Source organism: Burkholderia sp. AcTa6-5 (assembly GCF_017815075.1).
GTDB classification, from domain to species: Bacteria; Pseudomonadota; Gammaproteobacteria; order Burkholderiales; family Burkholderiaceae; genus Burkholderia; species Burkholderia sola.
Genome location: NZ_JAGIQE010000043.1, coordinates 25,477 through 40,268 on the forward strand (window position 1 = coordinate 25,477; position 14,792 = coordinate 40,268).

The 14,792-nt window shown below is 71.6% G+C and carries 15 protein-coding genes; 10 read left to right on the plus strand and 5 right to left on the minus strand.

The genetic code is table 11. From position 1 onward, the window contains the following. Positions 1–31: 31 nt before the first annotated feature. The 3 genes from J8I33_RS33170 to J8I33_RS33180 all read right to left on the minus strand — a co-directional run bounded on the left by J8I33_RS33170 (position 32) and on the right by J8I33_RS33180 (position 2,430). The gene (locus tag J8I33_RS33170; RefSeq protein WP_209929122.1) at positions 32–1,324 is read right to left on the minus strand and encodes an endoribonuclease L-PSP; all 1,293 of its coding nucleotides are present in this window, start codon (positions 1,322–1,324) and stop codon (positions 32–34) included. A 37-nt stretch (positions 1,325–1,361) separates the two neighbouring features. Beyond that, on the minus strand, positions 1,362–2,078 hold the full coding sequence (gene fabG, locus J8I33_RS33175) for a 3-oxoacyl-ACP reductase FabG (protein WP_209939905.1): 717 nt from the start codon (positions 2,076–2,078) through the stop codon (positions 1,362–1,364). A gap of 67 nt (positions 2,079–2,145) precedes the next feature. Continuing rightward, complete coding sequence (locus J8I33_RS33180) at positions 2,146–2,430, minus strand: phosphopantetheine-binding protein (RefSeq protein ID WP_124631937.1); 285 nt, start codon at positions 2,428–2,430, stop codon at positions 2,146–2,148. A 545-nt stretch (positions 2,431–2,975) separates the two neighbouring features. On the opposite strand from J8I33_RS33180, the gene J8I33_RS33185 reads away from it, so the two are divergent. The 10 genes from J8I33_RS33185 to J8I33_RS33230 all read left to right on the plus strand — a co-directional run bounded on the left by J8I33_RS33185 (position 2,976) and on the right by J8I33_RS33230 (position 13,341). Next, entirely contained in the window at positions 2,976–3,629 is a 654-nt protein-coding gene (locus J8I33_RS33185) for a hypothetical protein (protein WP_209929115.1), read from the plus strand. A 59-nt stretch (positions 3,630–3,688) separates the two neighbouring features. Further along, on the plus strand, positions 3,689–5,431 hold the full coding sequence (locus tag J8I33_RS33190; RefSeq protein ID WP_209939908.1) for an acyl-CoA synthetase family protein: 1,743 nt from the start codon (positions 3,689–3,691) through the stop codon (positions 5,429–5,431). After that, positions 5,428–6,405 carry an acyl-CoA synthetase gene (locus J8I33_RS33195; protein WP_209939913.1) on the plus strand — a complete coding sequence of 326 codons (978 nt, stop codon included), beginning with the start codon at positions 5,428–5,430 and terminating at the stop codon, positions 6,403–6,405. The genes J8I33_RS33190 and J8I33_RS33195 overlap by 4 nt, the downstream gene beginning before the upstream one ends. Next, positions 6,402–7,046, plus strand: a complete 645-nt coding sequence (locus tag J8I33_RS33200; protein WP_209939917.1) for an outer membrane lipoprotein carrier protein LolA — start codon at positions 6,402–6,404, stop codon at positions 7,044–7,046. Before J8I33_RS33195 ends, J8I33_RS33200 begins: the two co-directional genes overlap by 4 nt. Beyond that, positions 7,046–9,520, plus strand: a complete 2,475-nt coding sequence (locus tag J8I33_RS33205) for an MMPL family transporter (protein WP_209939921.1) — start codon at positions 7,046–7,048, stop codon at positions 9,518–9,520. Before J8I33_RS33200 ends, J8I33_RS33205 begins: the two co-directional genes overlap by 1 nt. Further along, entirely contained in the window at positions 9,517–10,401 is an 885-nt protein-coding gene (locus tag J8I33_RS33210; RefSeq protein WP_209939927.1) for a polysaccharide deacetylase family protein, read from the plus strand. Before J8I33_RS33205 ends, J8I33_RS33210 begins: the two co-directional genes overlap by 4 nt. A 63-nt stretch (positions 10,402–10,464) precedes the next feature. Further along, entirely contained in the window at positions 10,465–11,688 is a 1,224-nt protein-coding gene (locus J8I33_RS33215) for a beta-ketoacyl-[acyl-carrier-protein] synthase family protein (protein WP_209939929.1), read from the plus strand. A gap of 8 nt (positions 11,689–11,696) precedes the next feature. Next, a complete protein-coding gene (locus J8I33_RS33220; RefSeq protein WP_209939931.1) occupies positions 11,697–12,515 on the plus strand; it encodes a beta-ketoacyl synthase chain length factor in 819 nt (272 codons plus the stop codon). Beyond that, positions 12,512–13,015, plus strand: a complete 504-nt coding sequence (locus tag J8I33_RS33225) for a hotdog family protein (protein WP_124557584.1) — start codon at positions 12,512–12,514, stop codon at positions 13,013–13,015. Before J8I33_RS33220 ends, J8I33_RS33225 begins: the two co-directional genes overlap by 4 nt. Continuing rightward, complete coding sequence (locus tag J8I33_RS33230) at positions 13,012–13,341, plus strand: hypothetical protein (RefSeq protein ID WP_050016711.1); 330 nt, start codon at positions 13,012–13,014, stop codon at positions 13,339–13,341. Before J8I33_RS33225 ends, J8I33_RS33230 begins: the two co-directional genes overlap by 4 nt. A 91-nt stretch (positions 13,342–13,432) precedes the next feature. Here J8I33_RS33230 and J8I33_RS33235 read toward each other — a convergent pair whose 3' ends face one another. Together J8I33_RS33235 and phbB are read right to left on the minus strand one after the other, a co-directional pair. Next, positions 13,433–13,639, minus strand: coding sequence for a hypothetical protein (locus tag J8I33_RS33235; protein WP_050016713.1), 207 nt, complete (start codon positions 13,637–13,639; stop codon positions 13,433–13,435). 107 nt (positions 13,640–13,746) lie between these two features. Next, positions 13,747–14,490: an acetoacetyl-CoA reductase gene (gene phbB, locus J8I33_RS33240; RefSeq protein WP_063278326.1), complete on the minus strand. Its 744-nt coding sequence runs from the start codon at positions 14,488–14,490 to the stop codon at positions 13,747–13,749. Positions 14,491–14,792 lie beyond the last annotated feature (302 nt).

A 14,792-nucleotide genomic window follows, 5' to 3' on the forward strand; every position in this document is an offset into this window, starting at 1 on the left:
GCCGGCTGCCCGATCGCGAGGCGCTCGCGCTTCATGACAGCCACTCCATCGCATGACCGGCGCTGGCCTCGATCTCGACCAGCAGGTCGTCGCGACACACGTCCGCATGCACGAACAGCGGCCGAACGTGAGGACCGGCCGTGTCGCGCAGCACGCGATCGATCGCGGCCAGCGCCGCGGTGTCGCCGGCGTCGCGCACGTAGACGCGATAGTTCAGGTCGGCGAGCGAGAACGGGCCGTGCCCCTGCCGCGCGGCCTGCTCGAGCACGGCCGCGAGATTCGCGACCGTCTCGCGCGTCTGCGCGACGACGTCGCCGCGATGCACGGTACGGTGCCCGACGATGCTCGCGGTGCCCGAGACGAACAGCACCGGCGCCGCATGGTCGGCGGCCCACGCGGCCGCGCGCGCGAACGTCGGCGCACGCGGGCCGTACTGCGCCGGATAGTGATACGCGCTGACCTGACGCGGATTCTCGATGGAATCGGCCGACGTGCGGCTCGCGAGGAAATGAATCGCGAGCGGCGCGGCCGGCGATGCTTCGCCCGCGACCGGCATGACCGAACCGAGCGCGCACGCGGCCGGCACGCTGCCCGTGAGCGCGCGTCGGCACGCATCGAACGCACGCTGACGACCGATATTGAACTGACGATAGCGCTCGATCCCGCGCTGCACCGCGTTGATCGCCGGCACGGTGTTCCAGATCCGCAGCGGATGCGGCGTGCCGAGCGTATCGAGCAGGTCGAACAGCGCGCGGTACGCGTCGAATGTCGCGCGTTCGAGCGGCGTGCCGCCGTCGTGCGGCGCGTCGTACGCCGCGTCCGTCTCGTGCACGACGAGGCTGCCGAACACGAGCCCCGCCGTTTCGCTGTAGCGGTAGTGCAGCGCACCGCGTCGTTCGCTGCGCAGGTCGTGCGCATCGCATTGCCACAGTTCGCAGACGGCATCGCCCGGTGCGGCTTCGGCACCGAGCAGCGTCATCTGCACCGGTGCGACCGGCAGGTCGGGCGCGGCATCGGTCAGCATCCGCGCCAGCGCCTGCGCGCGCGACGCGTGCTGCGTGCCCGGTGCGCCGATGCACACCGCACCCAGCGCGCCGGGAAACACGCGATCGAGTCCGTCGCCCCGGCTGCGCGCGTCGTGCAGCAGCGCGACGAGCCGCGCATCGCTCATCTGGACGAGCCGCAGTGCGCGGCCGCCGACGTGCGCGAACGCCGGGGCGACGGGCAACGGCGAACTTGGGCGCCGTTCGGCGTGGGCTGGATGCACGGACACTTCGATTTCCTCACTATGCGGCGCAGGCCGCGCGACCACGCGGCACTGCACCGCGTTGCGTTACGTCAGGCCAACGCGGCGCGCTTCGTCACGCGAGCCCGCCGTTGACCGACAACACCTGCCCCGTCACATAGGCCGCGGCGTCGGACACCAGGTACGCGACCATCGCCGCGACTTCGTCGGGCCGGCCCGCGCGCTGCGCGGGCACGAGCTGCTTGATGCGTTCGGCGGGAAACGCGTGCTCGGCCATCGGCGACGCGATGATGCCGGGCGCCACCGCGTTCACGGTAATGCCACGCGACGCGAGCTCCAGCGACAGCGACTTCGTCGCGCCGATCAGCCCCGCCTTCGCGGCCGCGTAGTTGGCCTGCCCGCGATTGCCGGTCACGCCGGCCACCGACGCGATGTTGACGATCCGGCCGCGCCGCGTACGGATCATCGGCAGCAGCAGCGGCTGCGTGACGTTGAAAAAGCCGTTGAGCGTCACGTCGATCACGCTGTGCCATTGCCGGCGCGACATGCCGGCCATCGGCGCGTCGTCGTGAATGCCCGCGTTGTTGACGAGGATCTGCACCGGCGCATCGTCGATGAACGGCTGCAGCGCGGCGAGCGTCGCATCGGCATCGGTCACGTCGAACGCGATCGCGTGCGCGGCGCCGCCGGCCGCGACGATCTGCTGCGCGACGGCCTCCGCCTGCGCGAGATGGCGGTTCGCCTGCACCCACACTTCATGGCCGGCCTGCGCGAGCGCCGCGCAGATCGCCTGCCCGAGTGCGCCGCTGCCGCCCGTCACGAGCGCCCGCATCGAATGGCTCCGTTCATCGCGTTGTCACCTCGATCGACGCGGCCGCGTCGTCCGTCGAGCGCCGTCGTCACTTCGTGCGACGCGCGGCAACGTAGGCCGCCAGCGCACCGAGCGTCGCAAAGATCTTTTGGTTGTCCGGATTGTCCGAGCGCAGTTCGAAGCCGTATTTCTTCGAAATCAGCAGCGCGATTTCCAGGATGTCGATGGAGTCGAGCCCGAAACCTTCGCCATACAGCGGCATGTCGGCCGTCACTGTGTCGAGCGGGACGTCGTCGAGATTCAATTCGCCGATGATCAGCGTGGCGAGCTCTTGTTCCAGTGCGTTCATCATGGGTGCGTGCAGGCGGCCCATGGCAGCGGGAGGTGCACGGAAACGGCAACCGTCGGGCACGCCCGGCGCGTGCGAAATCTCCGTCCCTCCGGCGTCTGCCGGCTTCCCCGCCTGCGTCGTTGGGGATCGTTTGTAAAAGTTACGCGGATTCTAGAGGAAGGGTATCGGGTCGTATACCGCGAATGGTTACAAGACTGGCGAGCCATCGCCGCGGCCCGTTTCGGGCGCGAACGCACGAGACGCTTGAGCCGCTTTGGATGGAAATGGACCGACCCCGCGAAATCGTTCGTCCGGTGCCATACAATCCGTTACAAAACCCGGTCGCCGCCGCCCCGAACCCGCGCGGCAGCGGCCCTAAAATGAGCGTGCCCGACCAGCGGCCCGGACCCGCGTCCCGGCCACCATTCATATGATGTTTGACGGCCCGCCCCGCGTCCGCCCACGATCCGCCCGATGTTTCCAGTCATGCCGCATCCGCCCTTGCGCGCCGTTCCGGTTCGCCCGCCCGTCAGTCGCTGCAGCCCGGCCGCCGACCGCCGCGCGCGCCGCGCGCCCGGAGGCCGCCGATGAGCCGGCTGCTGGCCGTCGTGCGCGGTGTCGCCGCAGTCGGCGCCGTGGCCGCCTACCAGGCCGGCGCGCACTACGCGAGCGCGACACCCGGCGCGCACGGCTTCGGTCTCGCGATGGCGCTCGTGCCGCCGCTGCTGCTCGCGCTGGGCGCGGCGCTGCGCTCGCCACGGCGCGCGTGGTTCGTGCCGGCCTGGCTGCTGGTTGCCGCCGCGCTGTGGGCCGCGCGCGCGCCGCTCGCGCGGCACTTCGAATGGGGCCTGTATCTGGAGCACGCGAGCTTCAACGTCGCGATGGCGCTGCTGTTCGGCCGCACCCTCGTGGCCGGCGAGGTGCCGCTGTGCACGCGCTTCGCGGCGATGATCCACGGCACGGTCACGCCGGCCGTCGCGCGCTACACGCGGCGGATCACGCTCGCGTGGACGCTGTTCTTCGTCGCGACCGCCGCCGTGTCGACACTGCTGTTCGCGACCGCGTCGATCGTCACGTGGTCGACCTTCGCGAACTATCTGTCGCTGCCGCTCGTCGCCGTGATGTTCGCGGCCGAGCATGCGTGCCGGCGTTTCGCGTTGCCGCACGAGCCGCGGCCGCGGATGGTCGACGCGGTGCGCGCGTATCGCGCGTCGACCCACGCATCGCAGGGCTCGCGATGAATTCATGACCGGCGCGGCCCCGCGGCCGCGCCGGCCTTCGTTTCCGTCTAGACCGATTTATGCCGACTCACCCGCTGGTATTCCATTCCTCGCCGGACCAGACGATCGCCTGGCGCGACGGCGCGCCCGTCACCGTGCGCGCGTTCGTCGCCGACGTCGCGCGCGTGGCCGCCGCGCTGCCCGCCGGCGGCCACGTGTTCAACGTGTGCCGCGACCGCTATCGCTTCGCGGTCAGCCTGTGCGCGGCGCTCGTCGCCGGCAGGATCAGCCTGCTGCCGTCGACGCACACGCCGGAAATGGTTCGCCAGCTCGCGTCGTTCGCACCCGACGCGTTCTGCCTGCACGACGCGCCCGATTGCACGATCGACCTGCCGCGCTTCGCGTATCCCGATGCCGCGCCCGGCGAACCGGCGAGCGACGCGCCGTTCGCCGTCCCGCAGATCGATGGGGCGCGGATCATGGCGTACGTGTTCACGTCCGGCTCGACCGGCCAGCCGGTGCCGCACCGCAAGACCTGGGGCTTCCTGGTCGGCTGCGTGCGCGCGGCGGCCGATCGCCTCGGCCTGCTCGACGGCCGCGCGGCCACGCTGATCGGCACGGTGCCCGCGCAGCACATGTACGGCTTCGAGTCGACGGTGCTGCTCGCGCTGCTCGGCGGCCTCGCGCTCAGCAACCTCCAGCCGTTCTACCCGAGCGACATTCGCGACGAACTCGACGCGATCCCGCAGCCGCGCGTGCTCGTCACGTCGCCGATCCACCTGCGTGCGCTGCTGTCGGCCGGCCATGCGCTGCCGCGCGCGGCGCTCGTGCTGTCGGCTACCGCGCCGCTGTCGGAAAAGCTCGCGTGCGAGGCCGAGGCCGCGCTCGGCGCGCCGCTCGTCGAGATCTACGGCAGCACCGAGACCGGCCAGATCGCGACCCGTCGCACGTCGCAAGGCGCGGCGTGGGAACTGTTCCCGGACATCCGGCTCGACGCGCGCGACGCACCGGGCGGCGACGACAGCGGGCCGACCGTGTGGGTATCGGGCGGCCACGTCGAGGCGCCGGTGCCGATGGGCGACGCGCTCGAACTGCTCGGCGATGGCCGGTTCCTGCTGCACGGCCGCAAGGCCGACCTCGTCAACATCGCCGGCAAGCGCACGTCGCTCGCGTACCTGAACCATCAGCTCAACGCGATCCCGCAAGTGGTCGACGGCGTGTTCTTCATGCCCGACGAAGCGGCGCCGGTGCACGGGGACGCGGCGCTCGAACCGGTCACGCGGCTCGTCGCGCTCGTCGTCGCGCCGACGCTCGCGCCCGCCGATCTGCAGCGCGCGCTGCGCGAGCGGATCGATCCCGCGTTCATGCCGCGCCCGCTCGTGTTCGTCGATGCGCTGCCGCGCAACGAAACGGGCAAGCTGCCGCGCGACGTGCTGGCCGCGCTCGTCGCGCAGCATGCACGCACGACCACCGCGCCGCCGAACGAGCACGACCCGGCCGGCCCACCCGCGCTCGCGTTCACGATCGCCGCCGACCATCCCGCGCTGCCCGGCCACTTCCCCGGCCATCCGGTCGTGCCGGGGGTCGTGCTGCTCGATCACGCGATCCATACGATCGGTGCGGCGCTGAACCGTCCGCTGCACACGTGGCGGCTCGGGTCCGCGAAATTCCTGAGCCCGGTCGCGCCCGGCGAACCGCTCGCGCTCGCGTACGACGCCGCGGCCAGCGGCGCGATCCGCTTCACGGTGCGCGCCGGGTCGCGCGAGGTCGCGACCGGCGTGCTGTCCGCACCGTCGGCCGCGCAGGACGGCGCGCAGCGATGAAGCGCACCGCATGGGCCGAGCGCCAGGAGCGCAGCAATGCGAGCCTGCTGCGCGCGATGACGTGGATCTCGCTGCGCTTCGGCCGACAGCGCGCGCGCATCGTGCTGCACCTGATCGCGACGTATTTCGTGCTGTTCTCTCCGGCCGCGTGCGCGGCGTCGCGCGACTACCTGCGCCGCGTGCTCGGCCGCCCCGCGCGCTGGCGCGACGTGTACCGGCACGTGTTCACGTTCGCGGCGACGATTCACGATCGCGTCTACCTGATGAACGGGCGCTTCGACCTGTTCGACATCCGGCTGCACGGCGAAACGCTCGTCGACGCCGCGCTCGCGGATGGGCGCGGCGCGTTCCTGATGGGCGCGCACCTCGGCAGCTTCGAGGTCGTGCGCGCGATCGGCCGCACGCGTCCGGACCTGCGCGTGGTCGTCACGATGTACGAGCAGAACGCGCGCAAGATCAATGCGACGCTCGCCGCGGTGAATCCGGCCGCGCAGCCGGAGGTGATTCCGCTCGGGCAGGTCGACTCGATGCTGAAGGTGCGCGAGCGCCTCGACGCGAACTGCATGGTCGGCATGCTCGCCGATCGCACGCTGCTCGACGACGCGGCCGCGTCGCTGCGGCGCGTGCCGCTGCTCGGCGCGCCGGCCGCGTTTCCGCTCGGGCCGCTTTACATGGCCGCGATGCTGAAGCGCCCGGTGATCTTCATGACGGGCCTCTATCGCGACGGCAACCGCTACGATGTGCACTTCGAAACGCTCGCCGATTTCTCCGACGTGCGGCGCGATACGCGCGCGGCGGCGGTCGATGCGGCGCTCGCGCGCTACGTCGCGCTGCTCGACAAGTACTGCCGCGCGGCGCCGTACAACTGGTTCAACTATTTCGATTTCTGGAAGGGCGGCGATGCCGCGGCTGCGCGCCGCGAGACGGTGCACGCCGGCGCCGACCTGCCCGCCACGAGGGATTCCGACGCATGACCGCCGTTCGCCGCCGCCCGTTCCCGTTCTCGTCGCACCGCATCGTCCGCGTGGCGCGCGTGCTCGCCGCCACGGCCACCGCGATCGTGCTGGCCATGCCCGCACACGCAGCCGATGCCGGCTCGGCGTGGACCCTCGACCGGCTGATGTCGACGCTCGCGCAGCACAAGTCGGGCCGCGCGACCTTCACCGAGACGAAGACCCTGTCGATCGCCGCGCAGCCGATCGAATCGTCGGGTGAACTGATGTTCGTCGCACCCGACCATCTGGAAAAGCACACGGTGAGCCCGAAGCCCGAACACCTCGTCGTCGACGGCGACATGCTCACCGTCGAACGCAACAACCGCAAGTACACGCTTGCGCTCGCGCGCTATCCGGAACTCGGCGCGTTCATCGACAGCATCCGCGCGACGCTGGCCGGCAACCGCTTCGCGCTCGAACAGGTGTACAAGGTCGCGCTGTCCGGACGCGGCGACGACTGGACGCTGACGCTCACGCCGCTCGATTCGCGGATGCTGAAGGTCGTCAGCACGATCACGCTCGACGGCACGCGCGACGTGTTGCGCAGCGTCGCGATCCGGCAGGCCGACGGCGATCGTTCGGTGATGCGCCTGCAACCCGTCGCGGCGGACGCGAACTGATGGACGATCGTACGCGCCCGTCCCCCATCGCCCGCCGCGTGCCCGCATGGCGGCAGCGCGCGGTGCTCGTATGGCTGCTCGCGCTCGTCGCGTGCGGCATCGCGATCGGGCGCGCGCACTTCACGGCCGACCTGTCCGCGTTCCTGCCGAATGCGCCGAGCGCCGGGCAACGCGTGCTCGTCGACCAGTTGCGCGACGGCATCGTGTCGCGCCTGATCCTCGTCGCGATCGACGGCGGCGACGCGCGCACGCGCGCCGCGCTGTCGCGGCGCGTGGCCGGCACGCTGCGCACCGATCCGCAGTTCGCGGCCGTGCACAACGGCGAAGCCGCGAACGACGCGCGCGACCGGCAATTCATCTTCGACCATCGCTATCTGCTGAGCCCGGCCGTCACGCCGCAGCGCTTCAGCGCCGACGGCCTGCACCAGGCGCTCGGCGACAGCCTCGATCTGCTGGGTTCGTCGGCCGGCCTCGTCGCGAAGGCGATGCTGCCGCGCGACCCGACCGGCGAAGTCGCCGCGCTCGTCGACGGGCTCGACAGCGCGGCCGAACCGGCGAGCCGCGACGGCGTGTGGGCGTCGCGCGACGGCACACGCGCGGTGCTGGTCGTGCAGACGGCCGCCGCCGGCTCCGATACCGACGCGCAGGCCCGCGCGATCGACGCCGTGCGCCGCGCGTTCGCGGCCGCGACGCAGGCCGTGCCGAACGCGCACGCCGCGACGCTCGCGATGACGGGCCCCGGCGTGTTCTCGGTCGACACGCGCGACACGATCCGGCACGACGTCGAACGGTTGTCGGCGGCGAGCGTCGTGCTGATCGTCGCGCTGCTGCTCACGCTGTACCGTTCGCCGCGCACGCTCGCGCTCGGCCTGCTGCCGGTGCTGACCGGCGTCGCGGCCGGGATCGCGGCGGTCGGCGTCGCGTTCGGCACCGTCCACGGGCTGACGCTCGGGTTCGGGACGACGCTGCTCGGCGAAGCCGTCGACTATTCGATCTACCTGTTCGTGCAATCGGCGCGGGCCGGCACGCGCGGCGCCGCGCGCCCGGCCGACGCGACGCGCGCATGGGTCGCCGCGTACTGGCCGACGATCCGGCTCGGCGTGCTGACGTCCGTGTGCGGCTTCGCGTCGATGCTGTTCTCCGGCTTCCCGGGCCTCGTGCAACTCGGGCTCTATTCGATCGTCGGGCTGACGGCCGCCGCGCTCGTCACGCGCTTCGTACTGCCGCACCTGCGCGGCGAGCGTGTCGCGATCCGCGACGTCTCGCGCGTCGGCGCCGTGCTCGCGCGCGCGGCCGGCGCCGCGCCGCGGCTGCGCTGGCCGCTCGCGGTGCTCGTGGTCGCCGCGTGCGCGACGCTCGCGCTGCATCGCGACGGCCTGTGGAGCCGCGAGCTCGCCGCGCTCAGCCCGGTGCCCGCGCCGGCGCAGGCGCTCGACGCGCGGCTGCGCGCCGATGTCGGCGCGCCCGACGTGCGCTACCTCGTCGTGATCGCCGCGCCGACCGAACAGGCCGCGCTCGAAGGTGCGGAAAAAGTCGCCGCGCAGTTGCAGCCGCTCGTCGACCGGGGCGCGCTCGGCGGTTTCGAAAACCCCGCACGCTACCTGCCGAGCGATGCCGCGCAGCGCGCGCGCCAGGCGAGCCTGCCCGATGCGGACGCGCTCGCCGCACGGATGCGCTCGGCCGTCGCGCACCAGCCGATCGCGGTGAAGCCCAACCTGTTCGCGCCGTTCCTCGCCGACGTCGATGCCGCGCGCCACGCGCCGCTGCTCACGCGCGCGGACCTGCGCGGCACGTCGATGGCGCTCGCCGTCGATGCCCTGCTGACCGAGCGCGACGGTCGCTGGAACGCGATGCTGCCGCTGCGGGCGCCGGACGCTACGCGCGCGAAGCAGCCCACATCGAGCCTCGACGCCGCGCCGATTCGCGCCGCCGTCGCGCGCGCGGGCGTGCCCGATGCGCTATTCGTCGACATGAAGACCGAAGCCGATCGCCTGTACGTGAGCTACGTGCACGAGGACATCCGGCTGTCGCTCGCAGGATTCGCCGCGATCGCCATGCTGCTGCTGATCGCGCTGCGCTCGCCGCGCCGCGCCGCCCGCGCACTCGCCCCGCTCGTCGCGGCCGTGCTGGTCGTGACGGCCGGCTTCGCGCTCGCCGGCGTGCCACTGACGATCCTGCACCTCGTCGGGATGCTGCTGATCGTCGCGGTCGGCTCGAATTACGCGCTGTTCTTCTGCCGGCGCGACGACGCGCAGCCCGTCACGCCGTACACGCTCGTGTCGCTGCTGATCGCGAACCTCGCGACGGTCGCCGGCTTCGGGCTGCTCGCGCTGTCGCGCGTGCCGCTGCTCGAAACCTTCGGGCTGACCGTCGGCCCCGGCGCGATGCTTGCGCTCGCGTTCGCGGCGATTCTCGCGCCGCGCGCAGCGGGCACGGCGGCGCTCGGCAATCGTGAACGAGGAGGCCGCGCATGAACGTGCCACCGCTCATTCCGCCGCGCGATGCCGGCGACGCACGGCGCTGGAAACCCACGCCGCTGATCGCCGGCGCCGCCGCATTGCACGCGGGCGCGGGCGCGGCCGCGATCGCGCAACCGGCCACGTGGCCGTGGGCCGTCGGCGGCGTGGTCGCGTCGCATCTCGCGCTGACCGCGGCCGGCCTGTGGCCGCGCAGCACGCTGCTCGGCCCGAACTGGACACGCCTGCCGGCCGGCGCGGGCCGCCGCATCGCGCTGACGATCGACGACGGCCCGGATCCGGACGTCACGCCGCGCGTGCTCGACCTGCTCGACCGTTACGACGCGCGTGCGACGTTCTTCTGCATCGGCGATCTCGCGCGCCGCCATCCTCACTGGATCGAGGCGATCGTCGCGCGCGGCCATGCGGTCGAGAACCACAGCCAGCGGCACCGCCATACGTTCTCGCTGTCGGGGCCGGCCGCGCTGCGCCGCGAGATCGCGGCCGCGCAGCAGACGCTGACCGACCTCGCCGGCACGCGCCCGCTGTTCTTCCGCGCGCCGGCCGGCCTGCGCAATCCGTTTCTCGAACCGGTGCTGTGCGAATTCGGCCTGCAACTGGCGAGCTGGACGCGGCGCGGCTTCGACACGCGGGCACACGACGCCGCGACCGTTACGCGCCGCCTGCTGCACGGGCTCGACGCGCGCGACATCCTGCTCGTGCACGATGGTCACGCGGCGCGCGATGCGCGCGGCGAACCGGTCGTGCTCGACGTGCTGCCCGCGGTGCTGCGCGCAGCCGCCGACGCGCAGCTGCACTGGACCACGCTGCGCGCGGCGCTGGCGCCCGAACCACCCGGCCAGCCGGGCGTCCCGCCCCCCCCGTTTGATAAAATCTGACCTCGAACGGCGCGCGTGCCAGCCCTGCTGCAGCGCCCGTTCCGGCCACCGGATGCGACCCTCGTGAACCCTCTCCTGCTCTCGCACTTCACCGCCACCAGCTGCATCGGCCGCGGCCTCGACGCGACCCTCGATGCGTTGCGCGACGCCCGCGGCGGGCTCGTGCCCTGCAATTTCGAGCGTGCGGATCTCGACACGTGGATCGGCGCGGTGGACGGCGTCGATGAGCAGCCCGTGCGCGCCGATCTCGCCGACTTCGAATGCCGCAACAACCGCCTCGCGCAACTCGGCCTGACGCAGGACGGCTTCGACGCGCGCGTCGCGGCGGCGGTCGCACGCTACGGCGCCGCACGCGTCGGCGTGTTCGTCGGCACGAGCACGGCCGGCATCCTCGAAACCGAACGCGCGTATCAGCGCCGCGACCCGGCGGGCGGCGCGCTGCCGGCCGATTTCCGCTACGCGCACACGCACAACCCGTATTCGCCGGCCGCGTTCGTGCGCGCGTATTTCGCGCTGCGCGGACCGGCGATGGCGATCTCGTCTGCGTGCTCGTCGGGTGCGAAGGTGTTCGGCTCCGCGCGCCGCATGATCGAGGCCGGGCTGATCGACGCGGCCGTCGTCGGCGGCGTCGATTCGCTGTGCCTGACCACGCTGTACGGCTTCAACTCGCTCGAACTGCTGTCGCGCGAGCCGTGCCGGCCGTTCGACATCGCGCGCGACGGCATCTCGATCGGCGAAGCCGCCGCGTTCGCGCTCGTCGAACGCGTCCCTGCCGCGCCCGCCGCGCTCGACGGCGACGCGATCCTGCTGCTCGGCATCGGCGAATCGAGCGACGCGCACCACATGTCGTCGCCGCATCCGGAAGGGCTCGGCGCGCGCGCGGCGATCGAGCAGGCGCTCGCTTCCGCCAGCCTCGGCGCGCACGACATCGACTACGTGAACCTGCACGGCACCGCGACGCCGAGCAACGATGCGGCGGAAAGCCGCGCGCTCGGCGCGCTGTTCGCCCGCACGCCGTGCAGTTCGACGAAGGGCGCGACCGGCCACACGCTCGGCGCGGCCGGCGCGCTGGAGGCGATCGTCGCGGCGCTCGCGCTGCGCGAGCAGTTCGTGCCGGCCGGCGTCAACACGACGCAGCCCGACCCGGCGCTCGCAGCCGATTACGTGCTCGCGAGCTGCGACACGCGCGTGCGCGCCGTCCTCTCCAATTCGTTCGGCTTCGGCGGCACGAATTGCAGCCTGATCTTCGGTCGCACCCAGCATGCGGCCGGTCGCGCTCGCCGTTGAGGCCCGCCATGACGCTCACCGCCTTCATCGAAAGCATCGGCCTCGTCGGGCCGGGATTGAACGACTGGCCGCACGCGGCCGACGTGCTCGCGGGCCGCGCGCCCTACATGCCTGCCCGCACCGAGCTGCCGCCGCCGGCCGGGCTGCCGTCCGCCGAACGGCGCCGCACGGGCCCGGTCGTGCGCACCGCGCTCGCGGTCGGCCACGAAGCGGTGGCCGCGAGCGGCCGCGACGCCGCGACGCTCGCGACCGTGTTCAGCGCGTCCGGCGGCGACGGCCAGAACTGCCACGCGATCTGCGAAACGCTGGCCGGCGACGATCGCCAGCTGTCGCCGACCCGCTTCCACAATTCGGTGCACAACGCGCCGGCCGGCTACTGGAGCATCGCGACCCGCGCGACGGCGACGTCGAACGTGCTGTGCGCGCACGACGGCAGCTTTGCCGCCGGCCTGCTCGACAGCCTGTGCCAGGTCGTCGTCGATCGCGTGCCGAGCCTGCTGATCGCGTACGACACCGATTATCCGGAACCGCTGCGCACGGTGCGGCCGATCGGCGACGCATTCGGCGTCGCGCTCGTGTTCGCGCCGGAAGCGAGCGAACGCGCGCTCGCCCGCATCGACGTGCAGCTCACCGATGCGCCCGCGACGACGCTCGCGCATGCCGGACTCGACGCGCTGCGCGCCGGCAATCCGGCCGCCCGCGTGCTGCCGCTGCTCGATGCGCTCGCCGCGCGGAGCTCGACGCGCGTCGTGCTCGACTACCTGGACGATACGCGCGTGCAAGTCGACGTCGCGATCTCCGAATCCTGCGCGGAGCGCGCGCGATGACCGCACCGGTCGGATTGACCCCGCCGCTCGACCATGCGTGGATTGCCGCGCACATTCCGCATGCCGGCGCGATGTGCATGCTCGATTCGGTCGATGCATGGGATGCCGAACGAATCCGCTGCACCGCGACGAGCCACCGCGATCCGCACAACCCGCTGCGCGCGCACGGGCGGCTCGCGTCGGTTTGCGGCATCGAATATGCGGCGCAGGCGATGGCCGTGCACGGCGTGCTGCTCGGCGCGCACGAAGCGCGTCCGCGCGTCGGCTATCTCGCGAGCGTGCGCAACGTCGACGCGTTCGTCGACCGGCTCGACACGTTCGAAGCGCCGCTCACCGTCGACGCGCAACGCGTCAGCGGCGACGGCCGCTCGGTGCTGTACGGCTTCGCGCTGCGCTGCGGCGAGCGCGTGCTGCTGTCCGGCCGCGCGGCGGTGATGCTCGACGCATCGGCCGCCGGCGCGCTTCAACCGGCGCCTGCCGGCAACACGAATCCTCGATGACGAGGCTTACCTCAAGGAAACCGGTCGTGAAAGTTCGTCAGTTCATTGGCGCAGCGCTCGTTCTGGCGCTGCTCAGCCCGCTCGCACACGCGGACATGTCGGAAGTGAAGCAGGACATCAAGCGCGATTCAAAGGAAGCCGCGCACAAGACCGGCGAGGCCGCACGCAGCTTCGGCCACGCGACCGCAAGCGCCGCGAAGGCGGTCGGGCACGGCGTCGCGCATGCGTCGCGCGAAGGCTGGGAAGCCACCAAGCGCACGACGAAGCGAATCTTCCACAAGAACGACGCGGGCGAGTCGGCTGGAAAGGGCGAAAGGAACGACTGATCGCGCATCCCGCGCGCATTGCCGACTGCATGCGCTCGGGGCGTAACCGCTCGCCGATCGTTCACCGCTTGCGACGCGACCGGCTTTGCCGTCAGCGCGCCCGGCGCATGCGGCGCAGCGACCTTTCCGGCCTGCGCGCGAAACACTTGCCGTACGCGACGAACCGGCAATCGCGATGATCGAAGTTCCGCAGCAGCCGCGCGCGGCGCCGCTCGAGCCAGTAGAGCGAGATCGCCATCGTCAGCGCGATGGCCAGCGCCGAGCCGCCGATCACCAGTCCGATCCAGGTGTCGCCCATGCGTTCTCCGGAATGCGAGGCCGAAGCGGCGCGCCTTCCGCCGCTCCGGCGCGGGATAGGGGGAACGCGGCCCGCACGGACGCGAACGCCGTGCGGGCCGCCGCACGTCACTGCATGTGCTGACCGCCGTTGATCGCGATGTTGGAGCCCGTCACGAAGCCGGCCTCCTCCGAGCACAGGTAAGCGACCAGCGCCGCAACTTCCTCGGGCTTGCCGAGCCGGCCCGCCGGGATCTGCGGGAGGATCTTCGTGTCGAGGATGTCCTGCGGGATCGCAGTGACCATCTTCGTCGCCAGGTAGCCCGGCGACACCGTGTTCACCGTCACGCCCTTGCGCGCGACCTCGAGCGCGAGCGATTTCGTGAAGCCGTGCATGCCGGCTTTCGCGGCCGCGTAGTTGGTCTGGCCGACCGAGCCCTTCGAGCCGTTCACCGACGAGATGTTGACGATGCGGCCCCAGCCGCGCTCGACCATGCCGTCGCAGACCGGCTTCGTCATGTTGAACACGGAATCGAGGTTCGTGCGGATCACCGCGTCCCAGTTGACCTTGTCGAGCTTGCGCAGCGTCATGTCGCGCGTGATGCCCGCGTTGTTCACGAGAATGTCGACCGGGCCGACGTCCTGCACGATCTTCTCGATGCATTGCTGGCACGAGTCGTGATCGGCCACGTCCACCGGGTACGCATGGAATGCCCGGCCGGCCGCATGCATCTCGGTCAGCCAGCGGTCCGCGCCGGCGTTGTTCGGCGAATACGTGACGACTACCCGGTGACCCGCGTCGTTCAACCGGATGCTGACCGCCTCGCCGAGGCCGCCCATCCCACCTGTCACAACTGCGATTCGCTTAGTCATACTATGAATTACCGACAAAAAAGTAATCGATGAAAGGCGGGGCGGCGGCCTCGCACACGCTGCTGCCCCACCGCTTCGATGCGCGTCCGCCCGCGTCGAGGGCGCGGCACGCACCGGTACCTCGCGCGTGTTGTTGACTGCCTGTGTTGCGCGAAAACCGCCTGGCTCGCCCGCGACGCCGATTCGCGCCGCGAGCGGACCGTATCGTCAGCCGCTGCTCAGACGCGCTCGACCGCGAGCGCGACGCCCATCCCGCCGCCGATGCACAGCGACGCCAGCCCGCGCTTCGCGTCGCGCTTGAC